The 16,408-nt window shown below is 71.3% G+C and carries 9 protein-coding genes and 1 pseudogene; 4 read left to right on the forward strand and 6 right to left on the reverse strand.

Features of this window, described 5'->3' with window-relative positions; all coding sequences use genetic code 11:
- Positions 1-7: 7 nt before the first annotated feature.
- The 4 genes and pseudogenes from ACZ6NZ_RS10120 to ACZ6NZ_RS10135 all read right to left on the reverse strand — a co-directional run.
- Positions 8-1,045 (reverse strand): aminotransferase class V-fold PLP-dependent enzyme, encoded by a 1,038-nt coding sequence (locus ACZ6NZ_RS10120; RefSeq protein ID WP_465857602.1) that lies wholly within the window; start codon positions 1,043-1,045, stop codon positions 8-10.
- 126 nt (positions 1,046-1,171) lie between these two features.
- Positions 1,172-3,364: an FUSC family protein gene (locus ACZ6NZ_RS10125; protein ID WP_465857604.1), complete on the reverse strand. Its 2,193-nt coding sequence runs from the start codon at positions 3,362-3,364 to the stop codon at positions 1,172-1,174.
- A gap of 159 nt (positions 3,365-3,523) precedes the next feature.
- The gene (locus ACZ6NZ_RS10130; protein ID WP_465858402.1) at positions 3,524-4,204 is read right to left on the reverse strand and encodes an RICIN domain-containing protein; all 681 of its coding nucleotides are present in this window, start codon (positions 4,202-4,204) and stop codon (positions 3,524-3,526) included.
- A gap of 231 nt (positions 4,205-4,435) precedes the next feature.
- A pseudogene (locus tag ACZ6NZ_RS10135) lies at positions 4,436-5,680 on the reverse strand (serine/threonine-protein kinase); the annotation flags it as partial.
- A gap of 191 nt (positions 5,681-5,871) precedes the next feature.
- Between ACZ6NZ_RS10135 and ACZ6NZ_RS10140 the strand changes: the two are divergent.
- Positions 5,872-6,462: a hypothetical protein gene (locus ACZ6NZ_RS10140; RefSeq protein WP_465857606.1), complete on the forward strand. Its 591-nt coding sequence runs from the start codon at positions 5,872-5,874 to the stop codon at positions 6,460-6,462.
- A 622-nt stretch (positions 6,463-7,084) separates the two neighbouring features.
- Here the strand turns inward: ACZ6NZ_RS10140 and ACZ6NZ_RS10145 are convergent.
- On the reverse strand, positions 7,085-8,467 hold the full coding sequence (locus tag ACZ6NZ_RS10145; RefSeq protein ID WP_465857608.1) for a cation:dicarboxylate symporter family transporter: 1,383 nt from the start codon (positions 8,465-8,467) through the stop codon (positions 7,085-7,087).
- Between the two features lie 93 nt (positions 8,468-8,560).
- On the opposite strand from ACZ6NZ_RS10145, the gene ACZ6NZ_RS10150 reads away from it, so the two are divergent.
- The 3 genes from ACZ6NZ_RS10150 (at position 8,561) to abc-f (ending at position 12,809) form a co-directional block, all read left to right on the forward strand.
- Positions 8,561-10,153, forward strand: coding sequence for an ATP-binding protein (locus ACZ6NZ_RS10150; protein WP_465857610.1), 1,593 nt, complete (start codon positions 8,561-8,563; stop codon positions 10,151-10,153).
- Complete coding sequence (locus ACZ6NZ_RS10155) at positions 10,150-10,845, forward strand: response regulator (RefSeq protein ID WP_465857612.1); 696 nt, start codon at positions 10,150-10,152, stop codon at positions 10,843-10,845. The genes ACZ6NZ_RS10150 and ACZ6NZ_RS10155 overlap by 4 nt, the downstream gene beginning before the upstream one ends.
- Before the next feature lie 326 nt (positions 10,846-11,171).
- A complete protein-coding gene (gene abc-f, locus ACZ6NZ_RS10160) occupies positions 11,172-12,809 on the forward strand; it encodes a ribosomal protection-like ABC-F family protein (protein WP_465857614.1) in 1,638 nt (545 codons plus the stop codon).
- Between the two features lie 45 nt (positions 12,810-12,854).
- Here abc-f and dnaE read toward each other — a convergent pair whose 3' ends face one another.
- Complete coding sequence (gene dnaE / locus ACZ6NZ_RS10165) at positions 12,855-16,385, reverse strand: DNA polymerase III subunit alpha (RefSeq protein WP_366611814.1); 3,531 nt, start codon at positions 16,383-16,385, stop codon at positions 12,855-12,857.
- Positions 16,386-16,408: the final 23 nt, after the last annotated feature.

The raw sequence follows: 16,408 nt of genomic DNA on the forward strand, positions 1-16,408 counted from the left end.
GCCAGGTTCAGGCGGTCAACGCCGTCAGCGCGGCGTCCACGTCGGCCTCGGTGGAGTAGATGTGAAACGAGGCCCGGACCCGTCCGGCGCGCACCGCCGCCCGGATGCCGGCCGCCGCCAGACGCTGCTCCGCGTCCGGCACGTCCACGCTGACGATGGCGCTCTCCCCCGGCGCTCGGCCCAGCCCGGTCAGGAACCGGTTGGCCAGCGCCACGTTGTGCGCGCCGATCGCCGGCACACCGATCTCGGCGACCACCTCCAGGGCGGGTGCCGCACCGACCCAGCTGAACCAGGCCGGCGAGATGTCGAACCGGCGGGCGTCGTCGGCCAGCCGCAGCGGGGGGCCGTAGTAGGAGGCGTGCGGATCGCGGCCCGCGTACCAGCCGGCCGCGTCCGGGCGCAGCCGCTCGCGCAACCCGGGGGCCAGATAGGCGTACGCGGTCCCGCGCGGATTCATCAGCCACTTGTAGCCGCCCACCGCGACCACGTCGGCCCGGCTGCCGTCGAAGGGCAGCCAGCCGCACGCCTGGGTCGCGTCCACCGCCACCAGCGCGTCGTGCGCGCGGGCCGCGGCCACGATCTCGTCGTACGGCGCGACCGCCCCGTCGGCCGACTGCACCAGGCTGAACGCCACCAGATCGGTGTCCGCGTCGATGGCGTCGACCAGAGACCCCAGCGGCACCGTGCGGACCGTGACACCACGCTCCTCCTGCACCAGCCAGGGGAAGAGATTCGAGGTGAACTCGACCTCGGGGACCACCACCGTGGCACCGGCGGGCAGCGCCGCCGCGACCGGCGCGAGGAGCTGGGACACCGCCACGCCGACCGCCACGTCGGCGGCCGGCACCCCGATGAGGCCGGCGAAGGTGGCCCGAGCCCGGGTCGTCGACTCGCCCCAGCCCTCCCAGGACGTACGACCGACCCGCCAGACCGCGAGAGCCTCCTGCACCGCCGTCCACGCCGGCTCCGGCGGCAACCCGTAGCTGGCGGTGTTCAACCAGCCCGGTTCCGGCTCCCACAGCTTCTGCGCCTGCTCGATCTCCATGCCCTCGACGCTAGGCCGAACGCCGCGCGACGGGCACGGCCAATCGGCGATCGGCGGCCCGTCCGGCCGCGGGCCGGGACGTGAGTCGCTCGCGGGCACCGTGCCGACCCCCGTCTGCGCCGAAACTCACCCGCCAGGTCGGCCCTCGTCGCTGCGGCCGGCCGGCTCGACGGCGGCGGGCGGACGGGCGCGGGCGAGAGTGTCGGCGAGGCCGGCCAGCCACCGGTCGACCTCCACCAGGTGCCGGACCGACCGATGGTCGGCCCCGCCGAGGAGCGGACGGATCCGGTCCACCTGGTCGACGCAGGCCGTCGAGACGGACGCCCGGTCCGAGGTCCGGCCGTGGGCGACCTCGTCGGCGACGGCGTCGTACGCCGATCGCAGGCGCCCGGCGGAGTCCCGCAGCAGCGCCGCCGCACCGGGCCAGCCGGCGAGGCAGCCGGGCGGGTTGCGCCGCAGCAACGACTCCGCTCCGGGTACGACGTGGTGCCCGGCGCTCAGCACGGCGTCCCAGTTCACCTGTTGACGGTGCGGATCGTGCCGCTCCGAGTGGTACTGGCAGTACGACGAGTCGATGAGGATTATCCGGCGACGGACCCGGTCGAGGGCGCCCGTGGGCGGCGGAGCGTCACCGAGGATCGCCTGGACCGTCTGCTCGACAGCGTCCGCGCTGGCCGCCAGGTAACGGGTGGCGTTGCGCCGCAGGTCGTGGCCCGCGCCGCGCGGCCAGATCGCCACCCCGGCGAGCACGCCGATCACCGCGCCGAGCAGCACGTCGACGAGGCGCGCCTCGGCGAGCTGCCAACCTGCCGGGCTGAGCTGGGCGAAGACGACGGTCAGCAGCACTGTGAACAGCGCCTGCTGCCACACCGGGCCGAGCAGCCGGCCGACGCCGAAAGCCAACAGCAGGGTGACCGGCAGGACGACGGCGTACACGATCGGCTCGTCGACGACGAGCATCACCCCGCCGCTGACGGCCACACCGACGATGGTGCCCAGCACGGCCGGTCGCAGCGCCGTACGGGTGTCGGCGGCGGACGTGCGCAGGACCGTGAGGGTGGCCAGCAGCACCCAGAAACCGTGGGTCAGCTGCAACACCCCGGCGGCCACCCGGGCGATGGCGAGCGCCACGGCCAGCCGCAGCGAGCTGTGCAGGTGGGCCGAGCGCGGTGCCAGGTGGGAGCGGAACTGCCACCAGTACAGCGTCCACGGACTGCGCCGGGCGTACGCGAACAGCTCCGAGGAGGCATCGCCGCCGCCGAGCCGCGCCCCGGTCGCCACCTGAGAACCGACGGCGAAGACCCGCACCTGGTCCGCGAGGGCCAGCGCTGTCGCGTCCCGGCACAACCGGGGGACGTCCGGCTCGTCGCGGACCTGACCGGAACCCACCGGGTACGCCGCCTCGGCTCGCCCGACCGCCACGTCCAGGTCGGCCGGGGGCACCGCCGGGGCGCCCGGTGACAGGCTCCGGCCGGCCGCGCGGGTGGTGTCCGCGCACGAGCGCAGCAGACGCGCCGCTGCCAGGTCCGGGATCCGCCGCGGTGGGGCGTCCGCCGCCAACCGGTCCGCGTCGGCGAGCACCTCCCGTAAGGCCGCCCCGCAGATCCGCAACGCCCGGTCCTGGGCGCCCGCCGCGGTGGGCGCCCACGCCGGGGGGCGGCGGTTCAGCGCGATCGCCGCCACCACGTCGTACGCCCGCTCGCGTCGCGGACCCACGGCGGCGTGCGGGTCGGTCAGCCGCTCGGCGGTGGCGTCGAGGAAGGCGGCGATACCGTCGGCCGCCTCGGCCAGGCGCTGCCGGTAGGAGACCGGCACCGGGTCGGGCCAGAGGACCACCTCGGCCGCGGCCAGCAGCACGACGGCGAGGGTCACCCCACCGAGTCGCTCCGGCAGGGTGTCCGGTTGGTACGGCGGGAACGACGCCAGGATGTAGAAGAGCTGGAACGCGCTGGCCAACCCCACCAGGCGCGGGTTGCCGACCCCGGCGAACGCCACCACGAACCCGACGACCAGCATGCCACCGGCGGCCGCCCAGGTGCTCCACGCCAACAGCGAGCCCACCGCGATCAGCGCCCACGCCACCGGCAGCGACAGCACGAGGATCCGCGCCCGTTGCGGTGCCGGACCGGGTAGCTGCGCGAACGACCCGGCCGCGATCGTGCCGAACAACCCGTACGTGGCGAGCGTCGAGTTGCCCGCTCCGTACCGGCAGCCGTAGAAGACGACGGACGCGACGAGCGTCAGCCGGGCCGCGCGTCGCAGGACGGCGTCACCCGGGTCACGGCGGCGAAGCCGGCCAAGGAGGCTGGTTGCGAGCACGACCGCTCCCCCGGTTCGTCGCGGCACCCCTCCCCGGTCCACCATTCTTCACCGCGGCTCCCGACCGGCGGCGGGTTTGGCGACGAATCACCGCCGGGAGCCGCCGAGCAGGGCGAGCCGGAGGGCCCGGAACGGGTGCGCGGGCGCTGCCGTCAGCGCTCAGCTGGCCCGCCATTTCTGGTTGGCGTTGCCGTTGCACTGCCAGATCTGCAGTCGGGCACCGTTGTCCGGGTTCGAGTCGCGCACGTCGACGCACCTGTCCGCCCTGGTGTTCACCAGGTCGTACGCCTTGTTGAGGGTGAACCTCTGCGATGCCGCCCCGGAGCACTCGGCGAGTTGAACGGCGGCGCCGTCCTCGGTGGAGTGGCCCGCCACATCCAGGCACTTGCCCATCGAACGGACCGTGCCGTCCGCCGGGAAGGTCCACAGCTGCTTCGCGGTCCGCCGACAGTCCCAGATCTGCAGCCGCGCACCGGCGACGGCGTTGCCGTCCGGGATGTCGATGCAGCGGTCACTGACGAAGCTGGAGATCTGCTGGCCGGCGGGTGTGCTGCGCTGGGTGGGCGACGGCGGTGGTGGAGCAGCCGCCTGCTGCGACGGATTTCCCGGGGCGGTCGTCGTGCCACTGCCCGCACCGGGCGACGGCGGGCCCACGCTCGCCGACGGTGGCGGCCCGGCGGGTCGGGACGGCGGGACACCGGCGACCGGCAGGCCTTGGAAACCATCCGTGATCAGCGCGAAGACGGCCGCGCTCGCGGACCATTCAGCCGCGGTGGTGGTCCAGTCGATCGAGTACGCGTGCCCGTTGTGGCCGACGAAGAGACGGCTCAACGCGTGCATCGGCGTGCCGTCCCCGTCGGTGTAGGCCCACTCCCATTCGGCGGCGCGCAGTTGGTAGCGCAGCGCGTCGAGTCGCGTCTGCCGGTAGTCGGCGTACCGCCCGCGTTGCGCCCCCTCCCGTTTTCGCAACTCGGCGAGGAGGTCCGCCGGGATCGACCGAAGCTCGTCGACGACGAGCACGCGGCTGCCGTCCGGCTCGCGGAACGCGGCGCGCTCACCGTCGCGTCGCGCCTGCCAGCCGTCCGGCACCGGTACGAGGAAGCGGGGGTCGTCGCGGTAGTAGCGCCAACCCGCGGGCGCCGGTGGCAGCACCCTGGACACCGGCGTCTCGGCGATCGGCGACGGGGTCACCGCCGGCGCCGCCCCTGTGCGGTCACCCGCGCCACCGAACAGGCCGCCGTTCAGCAGGGACGCGGCGACCAACAGGACGACCAGCAGCGCGGCGGCCCCGATCGACCCGATCAGCCGTGCCCGACGCCGACGGCCCGCCCCGAACCCGGGCCCGGCGGGAACAGCCGGCGACGTGGGCGGATCGGACTCGACGGTGACGAACTCGGGCACGATCGTCGGACGAAGCTCGTCGCCGGCGGTGGTCGTGGTCGCGATCCGGGTCAGCGGCCGAACGCCGGTGGGGCTCGCTGCGGCGGCTGGCCCGTCCGGCATGGTGGCCTGCCGCAGGAGCCGATCCGCCTCATCGGCGCTGATCCGCTGATCCGGCTCGCGGCGCAGCAGTCCCTGCAGGAGCGGGGTCAGCCGACCCGCTCGCTGCGGCGGCGGTGGCGGCTCGGTGGCGAGGGCTGCCAGCGTGGCGATCGGAGACGAGCGGTGGTACGGGGTGCGTCCCTCGACCGCCGCGTAGAGGGTGGCGCCGAGCGACCACAGGTCGGCCGCCGGTCCCACGTCGCCGTCGGTGGCCCGCTCGGGCGCGAGGAACGCCGGCGAACCGAGCACCATCCCGGTCTGGGTCATCCGTGGGTCGCCGGGAAGAGTGGCCAGACCGAAGTCGGTCAGCACCACCCTGCCGTCGTCGCCGAGCAGCACGTTCGCCGGCTTGACGTCCCGGTGCAGCACGCCGGCCCGGTGCGCGGCGCGCAGCGCGCCCAGAATGCCGAGCCCGATCCGCGCGGCGTGGTCCACCGGCATCGACCCCTCGGCTTCGAGCACCTGTTGCAGGGACCGGGACGGCACGAGTTCCATCACGATCCATGGATCGCCGCCCGCGTGCAGCACGTCGAAGACGCGTACGACATTGGGGTGGCCCAGGCGGGCGACGGCCCGCGCCTCGCGCATGGACCGTTCGCGCATCTCCTGGCGTTCGTCGTCACGCAGGCCGGGCGGCGCCACCAACTCCTTGACGGCGACGTCACGCTGGAGCATCTCGTCGCGGGCCTGCCACACGCGGCCCATCCCGCCCTGACCGAGCGGACGAACCAGCCGATAGCGATCGGCAACCAACTGTCGAGAGGCGTCTGGCACGCCAGGAAGGTACCCGGCGAGGTTTACCAGCCCAATTTCCAAGGCGGTTGAATAAGCGGCAGTTGGAAATGTCACATGCAAGATCGACTGCTGACCGATCGTTCATCACGACATAACTCCACTATTGCCACGCGCTGTCGCCCACCGCAACGTTACCAACGCGTATATCGGTAATCTGCTATCAATATCGAATGAATTCGAATTCCGTCGAACGCCGGACCGACCCGGGCGCGGCCCGGTGGGGCTCCCTGTGCCTGGTGGCGCTCCTGACCGCCTGCACGCCGGCCGGCGACCCGGGCCGGCACACCACACCGCCGACCAACCGCGCGGCGCCGTCGACGAGCGCAGGCGTTGGTGGGCCGCCGTGCACGCCATCGGTCGACACGCTGCCAGCCCCGCCGGAGGGCTACCGGTTGGTGGGCGACGACGTGGCGGTGCCCGACGCCCCCGTGATGTCGGCGGAAGATTCTCAGAAAACCGGTCCGGCGGCGCGACTCTTCGCCAAATGGGGGCTCGTCGTCCGCGCCGGCACAGTTGTCGACCTGCGGGTGGCACCGGGCTGGCAGGGCAAGGCCCGGATCGGCTGGGGCGGCACCGGCACGCCCGCCGCGGCCGTCACCGTGCACGCCTGCGCGCCGGAGGGTGGGCAGGCTCGGTGGATGGCCTTCGTCGGCGGCACCTGGGTCGCGCAGGCCGCCTGTGTACCGCTCATCGTGACGTCGAACGGCCGAACCAACCACGTCAACCTCGGCATCGGCGTCCCCTGCACCACCAACCCCTAGCCCCCACCCCTCCCACCCACCCACCCCGGTTGATCAAGAGCTTTGCGTCATCCACACCGGGGTGTCGTGACGCAAACCTCTTGATCAACGGGGACAGGGGGCGGTAAGGCTGTTGTGCAGTTCTTTTCCGCAGCAGTCGCCCCTGTGAACGGCCGGTCGGCCGTGCAGGGCATTCTCCGAATCAGTCGGGTCGATCACGTGGTGATTTCCGATCGCGACCCTTTTCCTCTACCGCATCGCGATTAGGAGTGCGGAGAAATCATCCGGCTGCCGGGCCTGGCCGAGGCGTGTCGGCTGCCTCGGCGGCGGCTGGGCGACGCTCGCGGTGCGGGGGCGACCGTCGAGGTGGCGCCACCGGCTGGGCGGCTCGTGCTGATCGATGTGACCGCGGAACCAACCGAGGGTGAAGCGGTGCGCGGCACCGTCGACCAGACCAAGGGGCAGGCCACCCCCTTCCGGGTGATGGCGCGGTGCCTGGACGCCTGGCGGGCCTGAGCACGGCGAGCATCCGCCTCGACCGACGACGGCCAGCGCGATCCGGGCGGCGGCGTTGATCCCGTCTCCCACTGGCCGGGCGGGGGTCACGGCGGCGCTGCGTCGCCCGCGACCCCCGTGCCGTGACTCAGACCGGGACTCCGGCAGGCGCGGCCTCCTTCCCGTCGGGGCGGGACGCCGCCTCGTCGTCGTGCTCGTCGACCATGGTGGCCTCGTCGAACGGGTCGTCGCCGCTCAGCACCGCCGTCGCCCGCTCCCGGTCGAACTCGCCGGTCCAGGTTCCCACCAGGACCGTCGCCACCGCGTTACCGGCGAAGTTGGTCAGCGCCCGAGCCTCCGACATGAACCGGTCGATGCCGACGATCAGGCCGACCCCGTCGACGAGATCCGGGCGGTGCGACTGGAGGCCGCCGGCCAACGTGGCCAGCCCGGCGCCGGTGACTCCGGCGGCGCCCTTCGACGCGATGATCATGAACAACAGCAGCGAGATCTGCTCGCCGACGGCCAACGGCTTGCCCAGCGCGTCGGCGATGAACAGCGACGCCATGGTCAGGTAGATCGCCGTACCGTCCAGGTTGAACGAGTAGCCGGTCGGCACCGTGATGCCGACGACCGGCTTGCTCACACCGAAGTGCTCCATCTTGGCGATCAGCCTCGGCAACGCCGACTCCGACGACGAGGTCGACAGGATCAGCAGGAACTCGCGGCCCAGGTACCGCAGCAGCGAGAAGATCGAGATCCGGGCCACGAACCACAGCAGCGCGCCCAGGAACACCAGCACGAAGATCAGACAGGTGGCGTAGAAGCCCACCATGATCTGGGCGAGGCTCTTGAGGGCGTCCACGCCGGTCGCGCCGACCACGGCGGCCATCGCGCCGAACGCGCCGATCGGCGCCAGCCACATGATCATGGCGAGGACCTTGAAGACGACCCGCTGGATGACGGTGATGGCGCTGAGCACCGGCTCGCCCCGCCGGCCCATGGCCTGCACGGCGAAGCCGACCAGCAGGGCGACCAGCAGCGTCTGGAGCACCTTGCCCTCGGTGAGCGAGGAGAGCAGCGTCGTCGGGATGATCCCGAGCAGGAAGTCGGCCGTACCGGCGGCCTCGTCACCGGCGGCGGCCTTGCCGGAGCCGACCAGGTCCGGGCCGAGGTTCAGGCCCGAACCGGGGTGGATGAGGTTGCCGACGACCAGACCGATGGCGAGCGCGACCGTCGACATGGTCAGGAAGTAGCCGAGGGCCAGGCCGCCGACCTTGCCGACCTTCGCGGCCTGCCGGACGGAGCCGACGCCGAGCACGATGGTGCAGAAGATGACCGGGCTGATCATCATCTTGATCAGGTTGACGAAGCCGGTGCCGATCGGCTTGAGTTCCTTGCCGAAATCGGGGGCGACCAGGCCGACCACGATGCCGGCGACCACGGCCACGATGACGGCCAGATACAGGTAACGGGTACGGTCCCGGCGGACCGCCGGTGCCGGGGTGGTGGCGGATGCGGTGGTGTCCATGTCGACAATGTGAAGCGCGTCTCACCCGTTGACAGCCTTGCGGTCATTCTGTTCACCGCGTCGGCAGAAGCGGTGGCGCGACGAGGAGGGGTGGTGGAGGTGGCCCGACGCCAGTGGAGCATCGCCGGGCAACTCTTCGCCCTCCAGGCGATGGTGGTGACGCTGCTCGTGCTGGCCGGCGCGGCGGGCGCCGTCTGGCTGGCCCGCAGCGACTCCCGCCAGGCCGCGCAGGAGGAGGTGCTCGCGGTGGCGCAGACCGTGGCCGGCTCCCCCGACGTCCGCGCGGCCCTCACCACCGCCGACCCCGCGAGCGTCCTTCAGCCGTACGCCGAATCGACCAGGCAGGCCACGGGCACCGACTTCGTGGTGGTGATGGCCCCCGACCGCACCCGTTTCTCGCACCCGACCAGGGACCGGATCGGCGAGCCGTTCGTCGGCGAGATCGGGCCCGCTCTGGCGGGCCGCGCGTTCACCACCACCAACGTCGGCACGCTCGGCGAGTCGGTGCGCGCTGTCGTTCCGGTGTACGACGAGCAACGACGCCTCGTCGGTCTGGTCTCGGTGGGCATAACCACCCGCGCGATCGACAAGAAGCTGCTCGGCCAGTTGCCGGTGCTGTTCGGTGTGGTCGCGCCCGCTCTGGCCCTCGCCGCGACGGGCTCCTGGCTGCTCAGCCGTCGACTCCGCCGCCAGACGCACGGTCTGGGGCCGGCCCAGATGACCCGGATGTACGAGTACTACGACGCCGTCCTGCACTCGGTGCGGGAAGGTCTCGTCGTGCTCACCACCGATCGTCGGGTGGCGCTCGTCAACGACGAGGGCCGCCGGCTGCTGGGGCTCGACCCGGACGCGCCAGTGATCGACCAACCGGTGGCCGGGATCGACCTGCCGCCCGCGGCGGCGGAGCTGCTCGACTCCGGCCGCGACGCCCGGGACGAGCCGGTCGTCGCCGGTGACCGGGTGCTCGTCGCCAACCAGCGGACCACCCGCTTCGAGGGCGCGGTGCTCGGCACCGTGCTGACCCTGCGCGACCAGACCGAGCTGCGCACCCTGGCCAGCGAGTTGGATTCGGTGCGCGCGCTGACCGAGGCGTTGCAGGCGCAGACCCACGAGTCGGCCAACCGGCTGCACACCGTGCTGACGCTGGTGGAGCTGGGTCGCGCCGACGAGGCCGTCCGGCTCGGGACCCGGGACCTGGCCCTCGCCCAACAGCTGACCGACCGGGTGGTCGGCGCGGTGACCGAGCCGGCGTTGGCGGCGCTGTTGCTCGGCAAGTCCGCGCAGGCTGGCGAGCGCGGCGTGGATCTGGTCATCGAGCCGGACTGCCGCCTGGACGACAGCCCCCTGCCCACCGGAGATCTCCTCACCGTTGTCGGCAACCTGGTCGACAACGCCCTAGAGGCGGTGGCCGGTACGCCGGCGCCGCGCCGGGTGCGGGTCTTCGTCGGCGCGACCGACGACGAGCTGGTGGTCCGGGTAGCCGACAGCGGCCCCGGTCTGGCACCTGAGCGGGTCGCCGACGCGTTCCGGCGCGGATGGTCCACCAAGAGCACCGGACGAGGTCTCGGCCTGGCGCTGGTCGGGCAGGTGGTACGCCGGCACGGCGGTAGCGCCGAGGTGGGCCGCTCCGACGACGGCGGCAGCCTGTTCACCGTACGGCTGCCGGGCAGAATCGAGCGGTCATGAACGCCATCCGGGTCCTGGTCGTCGAGGACGAGCCGCTGCTCGCCGAGGCGCACAGCGCGTACACCGAGCGGGTTCCGGGTTTCGTGGTGGTCGGGGTGGCGCACAGCGCGCGGGCGGCGATGGCGGCCCTGCGCGCGGGCGGCGGCGGCGACGTGGACCTCGTACTCCTGGATTTTCGGCTGCCCGACCTGCACGGCCTGGACGTCTGCCGGGCCCTGCGCGCGGCCGGCAGCAGCGTCGACGTGCTCGCGGTGACATCCGCGCGGGACCTCGCGGTGGTCCGCACCGCGGTGTCCCTCGGGGTGACCCACTACCTGCTCAAGCCGTTCACGTTCGCCGCGTTCCGCGACAAGCTGGAGCGGTACGCCGACTACCGCGCCCAGGCGCTCGCCGACGGCGAGGTCGCCGCCCAGCACGAGGTGGACCAGATGTTCGCCACCCTGCGCGGCACCGCCGGGCACAGCCTGCCCAAGGGGCTCGACGCGCAGACCCTCGATCGGGTACGCGCCGCGCTCACCGACGGCACCCGCGCGGAGGGCGGGCTGTCCGCGACCGAGGTGAGCGCGCTGACCGGCATCTCCCGGGTGACCGCCCGCCGCTACCTGGAGTACCTGGTCACGGTGGACCGGGCCGCCCGCACCCCCCGCTACGGCACTCCCGGCCGCCCCGAGGTCGAGTACCGACCCCGCTGACACCTCGCCGATCTTGCGTTTCCTGCTGGGACTGTTGCCCGCAGAAGCGACATTTCTACGACAGCAAGTGCAAGATCGACCGGGGTGGGCCGTAACCGGTGGCGGGGGGAAGATCCGTTGTTAGACTCGGCGGAGTTGGGTCAGTGACACGACCAGGGAGACCAGACATGGCGGGTGACGACGACATCTCCGGGTGAGACCGGATGTGTTCGGCCATCGGTTCGGCGCGCGTTCCGCGCAGCCGCCGGGGCCATGTCGTCGTTCCACCGGTTCCCGTTGTCGCCGGGCGGCTGAGGCACGCCCACCCACCCTTTGAGGTCACTCGCATGTCTGATGCGTTCATTGTCTGCTCGAACCTTTCCTTCTCCTGGCCGGATGACACCCCGGTCTTCTCGGAGCTGTCCTTCACCGTTCCAGGCGGGCGCACCGGCCTGGTCGCGCCCAACGGCGCCGGAAAGAGCACCCTGCTGCGGCTGATCGCCGGGGAGTTGCCGCCCAGCGGCGGCAGCGTCACCGTCGACGGCGTGCTCGGCTACCTCCCGCAGACGTTGCCGCTGGTCGGCGACCTGAGCGTGGCGCAGGTGCTGGGCGTCGCCGAGCGGATCACGGCGCTGCACGCCATCGAGGCCGGCGACGCCGCCGAGGAGCACTTCGCCACCATCGGCGACGACTGGGACATCGAGGAGCGCACCCGCTCGGAGCTGGACCGCCTCGGCCTGGGTGAGTTGTCGCTCGACCGCCGGCTGCACACCCTCAGCGGGGGCCAGGTGGTCTCCCTCGGCCTGGCGGCGCAACTGCTGCGCCGTCCGGACGTGCTGCTGCTCGACGAGCCGACGAACAACCTGGACCTGGAGGCCCGGTACAGGCTCTACGACGTCCTCAGCGATTGGTCCGGGTGCCTGCTGCTGGTCAGCCACGACCGGGAACTGCTGGACCGGATGGACCGCATCGCCGAGCTGGACCAGGGCGAGATCCGCTGGTACGGGGGCAACTTCACCGCGTACACGGAGGCGGTGCAGGCGGCGCGGGAGGTGGCTGAGAGCAACCTGCGCAACGCCGAGCAGGAGGTGAAGCGGGAGAAGCGGGAGATGCAGCAGGCCCGCGAACGGGCCGACCGGCGGGCCAGCAACGCCTCCAAGAACCTGAAGAACGCCGGCCTGGCCCGGATCGTCGCCGGTGGGCTCAAACGCAGCGCGCAGGAGTCGGCGGGCAAGGCGCAGGAGACGCACTCGTCCCGGCTCGGTCAGGCCAAGGCGCGACTCGACGAGGCGGGTCGGGCGGTACGCGACGAGGACCGGATCGTCGTGGACCTGCCGGACACCACCGTCCCGGGCGGGCGCACCGTCTTCTCCGGCCAGGGGATGCGGGCCCACTTCGACGACCGGGAGTTGTTCGGCGGCGACGGCGCCGACCTGGTGATCCGGGGGCCGGAACGGATCGCGTTGACCGGGGCGAACGGCGTCGGCAAGTCGACCCTGCTGCGCCTGGTCAACGGTGACCTCCAACCGTCCGGCGGTGAGCTGAAGCGCGGCGAGGGGCGGATCGCGTACCTGTCGCAGCGGCTGGACCTGCTGGACCTCGACCGCACGGTGGCGGAGAACTTCGCCGCGTACGCGCCGAGCCTGCCGGACGCCAAGCGGATGAACCTGCTCGCCCGGTTCCTGTTCCGGGGCGCCCGGGTGAACCTGCCGGTCGGGGTGCTCTCCGGTGGTGAACGGCTGCGCGCCACCCTCGCCTGTGTGCTCTGCGCCGAGCCGGCGCCGCAACTGCTGCTGCTCGACGAGCCGACGAACAACCTGGACCTGGTCAGCGTGGGTCAGCTGGAGAGCGCGCTGTCGGCGTACCAGGGGGCGTTCGTGGTGGTCAGCCACGACGAACGGTTCCTCGCCGAGATCGGCGTGCAGCGGTGGTTGCGGTTGGCCGACGGCCAGCTGCGGGAGATCAGCGCCCCCGAGCGGGTCTGAGCCCCGGCGGTCCGGCCGGCGTGGGCCGGCCGGACCGATGCGGGCTCAGCTCACGTTGGCCGGGCCGAGGACGCTCTTCAGGTCACCCATCAGCGCGGTCGTCGCCGCCACCCGGAACGGACCCAGCCGCAGGGTGGTGGTGCGCCCGCCGTTCTGGAGTTTGACGTGCACCTCGGTGTCGCCGGGGTGCAGCACCAGGGTCTCCTTGAGCTTCTCCACCAGCGGTGGGGTGCAGCGGTGCACCGGGATGGTGAGGGTGACCGGCTTGTTCGTGGCGCTGGTGCTGACGTCGGGCATGGACATGTCCATCGCCATGATCCGTGGAGTGTCGTCGCGGCGGTCCACCCGACCCTTGACCACCACGATGGCGTCCTCGGCGATGTACTGCCCGATCACCTCGTAGGTGTTGGGGAAGAACAGCGCCTCCACCCCACCGGCCAGGTCCTCCAGCGTGGCAGACGCCCAGGCACGACCCTGCTTGGTGACCCGGCGCTGCACCCCGGAGAGGATGCCGGCGAGGGTGACGACCGCCCCGTCGGGCACCCCGCCCTCCTCGGCCAGGGAGGCGATGGTGGTGTCGGCGGCCGCGTTGAGGATGTGCTCCAGACCGAACAGCGGGTGGTCGGAGACGTACAGGCCGAGCATCTCCCGCTCGAAGGCCAGCTTGTCGCGCTTGTCCCACTCGCTGTCGCCGATGGTCGGCATCACCGTGGTGCTGCCGGTGTCCGCGTCGCCGAACCCGGCGCCGAACAGGTCGTACTGGCCGACGGCCTCCTTGCGCTTGACGTCGGCGTACGCGTCGATCGCGTCGGCGTGCACCGCGAGCAGGCCCTTGCGGGGATGGTCGAGGGAGTCGAACGCACCCGCCTTGATCAGCGATTCGATCGTCTTCTTGTTGCAGACCACCGCATCCACCTTGGACAGGAAGTCGTAGAAGTCGGCGTACTCGCCCTTCTCGTCGCGGCAGCGCATGATCGAGGCGACGACGTTCGCCCCGACGTTGCGAACCGCCGCCAAGCCGAAGCGGATGTCCTTGCCGACCGGGGTGAACGGCCCGGCCGAGGTGTTCACGTCCGGCGGCAGCACCTGGATGCGCATCCGGCGACACTCGGCCAGGTAGAGCGCCATCTTGTCCTTGTCATCGCCGACGCTGGTCAGCAACCCGGCCATGTACTCGGCCGGGTAGTGCGCCTTGAGGTACGCGGTCCAGTAGGAGACCAGGCCGTACGCTGCGGAGTGCGCCTTGTTGAAGGCGTACCCGGCGAACGGCACCAGGACGTCCCACACCGCCTGGATCGCCTCGTCGGAGTAGCCGCGCTCGCGGCAACCGTCCCGGAACGGGATGAACTCCTTGTCGAGGATCTCCTTCTTCTTCTTACCCATGGCCCGCCGTAGCAGGTCCGCCTGACCGAGGGTGTAGCCGGCGAGGATCTGCGCGGCGCGCTGCACCTGCTCCTGGTAGACGATCAGGCCGTGGGTGGGCGCCAGGATCTCCCGCAGCGGCTCCTCCAGCTCCGGGTGGATCGGCGTGATCTCCTGGAGGCCGTTCTTGCGCAGCGCGTAGTTGGTGTGCGAGTCGACGCCCATCGGGCCGGGCCGGTACAGGGCCAGGACGGCGGAGATGTCCTCGAAGTTGTCCGGCTTCATCAACCGCAGCAGCGACCGCATCGGCCCGCCGTCGAGCTGGAACACGCCCAGGGTGTCACCGCGGGCCAGCAGCTCGTACGCGGCCTTGTCGTCGAGCGGCAGCGCCAGCAGGTCGAGTTTCAAGCCGTGGTTCAGCTCGATGTTCTTGACCGCGTCGTCGATGATCGTCAGGTTGCGCAGGCCGAGGAAGTCCATCTTCAGCAGCCCGAGCGACTCACACGTCGGGTAGTCGAACTGCGTGATGATCGCCCCGTCGGCGTCGCGGCGCGTCAACGGGATGTGCTCGATGATCGGCTCGGCGGACATGATGACGCCGGCGGCGTGCACGCCGGTCTGCCGGATCAGCCCCTCGATGCCCTTGGCCGTGTCGATCACCTTGCGAACGTCCGGGTCGGAGTCGTACAGGCCGCGGATCTCGCCCGCCTCGGCGTAACGGGGGTGCTTGTTGTCGAAGATGCCGGTGAGCGGGATGTCCTTGCCCATCACCGCCGGCGGCATCGCCTTGGTGATCCGGTCGCCGACCGCGTACGGGAAACCGAGGACCCGGGCCGAGTCCTTGATCGCGGCCTTCGCCTTGATCGTGCCGAAGGTGGCGATCTGGGCGACCTTGTCCTCACCCCACTTGTCGGTGACGTACTTGATCACCTCACCGCGCCGACGCTCGTCGAAGTCGATGTCGACATCCGGCATCGAGACCCGCTCGGGGTTGAGGAACCGCTCGAAGATCAGGCCGTGCTGGATCGGGTCCAGGTCGGTGATGCCCAGCGCGTACGCGACGAGCGAGCCGGCGGCCGAGCCACGGCCCGGCCCCACCGCGATGCCCTGGTTCTTCGCCCACTGGATGAAGTCGGCGACCACCAGGAAGTAGGACGGAAAGCCCATCTGGTTGATGACGCCCAGCTCGTACTCCGCCTGGACGACGTGCCCCTCGGGGATGCCGTTCGGGTAGCGGCGGCCCAGGCCGGCGAAGGTCTCCTTGCGGAACCACGACTCCTCGGTCTCCCCCTCGGGCACCGGGAAGCGCGGCATCAGGTTGTGGAACTCGAACATGCCCTTCGGGTCGACCTTCTCGGCGACCAGCAGGGTGTTGCGGCAGCCCTCCTGCCACAACTCGGACGAGTCCACCGCGCGCATCTGGTCGGCGCTCTTGATGAAGTAGCCGCCACCCTCGAACCGGAACCGGTTGGGGTCGTCGATGTTGCTGCCGGTCTGCACGCAGAGCAGCACGTCGTGGGCGGTGGCCTGCGCCTCGTGGGTGTAGTGGGAGTCGTTGGTGACCACCGGCGGGATGTCCAGCTTGCGGGCGATCTCGGTGAGCCCCTCGCGGACCCGGCTCTCGATCGAGAGGCCGTGATCCATGATCTCCAGGAAGTAGTTGTCCTTGCCGAAGATGTCCTGGTAGCTGGCCGCGACCTTGAGCGCCTCGTCGAACTGGCCCAGCCGCAGCCGGGTCTGCACCGCGCCGGACGGGCAGCCGGTGGTGGCCATGATCCCCTCGGCGTGCTCGGCGATCAGCTCCATGTCCATCCGGGGCCACTTGACGTAGTGCCCCTCCATGGAGGCGCGCGAGTTGAGGGTGAAGAGGTTCTTCAGGCCCTGCGCGTTCTTCGCCCACATGGTCTTGTGGGTGATCGCGCCGTTACCGGAGATGTCGTCGCTCTTCTGCTCCGGGCGACCCCACTTGACCCGCGCCTTGTGATAGCGCGACTCCGGCGCCACGTACGCCTCGACGCCCAGGATCGGGGTGACCCCGGCGGCCATCGCCTGGTTGTAGAAGTCGTTCGCGCCGTGCATGTTGCCGTGGTCGGTGATCGCCACAGCGGACATGCCCAGCCGCTTGGCCTCGGCGAACAGGTCCTTCAGTCGGGCCGCTCCGTCGAGCATCGAGTACTCGGTGTGCACGTGCAGATGCGCGAACGAATCAGCCATGCGTGGCGCCCCCCGGCGGTGTG

The organism is Micromonospora sp. NPDC047756, from assembly GCF_055587245.1.

Excerpts from the sequence above, each read along its gene's own strand:
- ACZ6NZ_RS10120 (WP_465857602.1), bottom strand. The coding sequence starts at position 1,045 with ATGGAGATCGAGCAGGCGCAGAAGCTGTGGGAGCCGGAACCGGGCTGG.
- ACZ6NZ_RS10130 (WP_465858402.1), bottom strand. The coding sequence starts at position 4,204 with ATGCACGCGTTGAGCCGTCTCTTCGTCGGCCACAACGGGCACGCGTAC.
- ACZ6NZ_RS10140 (WP_465857606.1), top strand. The coding sequence starts at position 5,872 with ATGAATTCGAATTCCGTCGAACGCCGGACCGACCCGGGCGCGGCCCGG.
- ACZ6NZ_RS10145 (WP_465857608.1), bottom strand. The coding sequence starts at position 8,467 with ATGGACACCACCGCATCCGCCACCACCCCGGCACCGGCGGTCCGCCGG.
- ACZ6NZ_RS10155 (WP_465857612.1), top strand. The coding sequence starts at position 10,150 with ATGAACGCCATCCGGGTCCTGGTCGTCGAGGACGAGCCGCTGCTCGCC.
- abc-f (WP_465857614.1), top strand. The coding sequence starts at position 11,172 with ATGTCTGATGCGTTCATTGTCTGCTCGAACCTTTCCTTCTCCTGGCCG.
- dnaE (WP_366611814.1), bottom strand. The coding sequence starts at position 16,385 with ATGGCTGATTCGTTCGCGCATCTGCACGTGCACACCGAGTACTCGATG.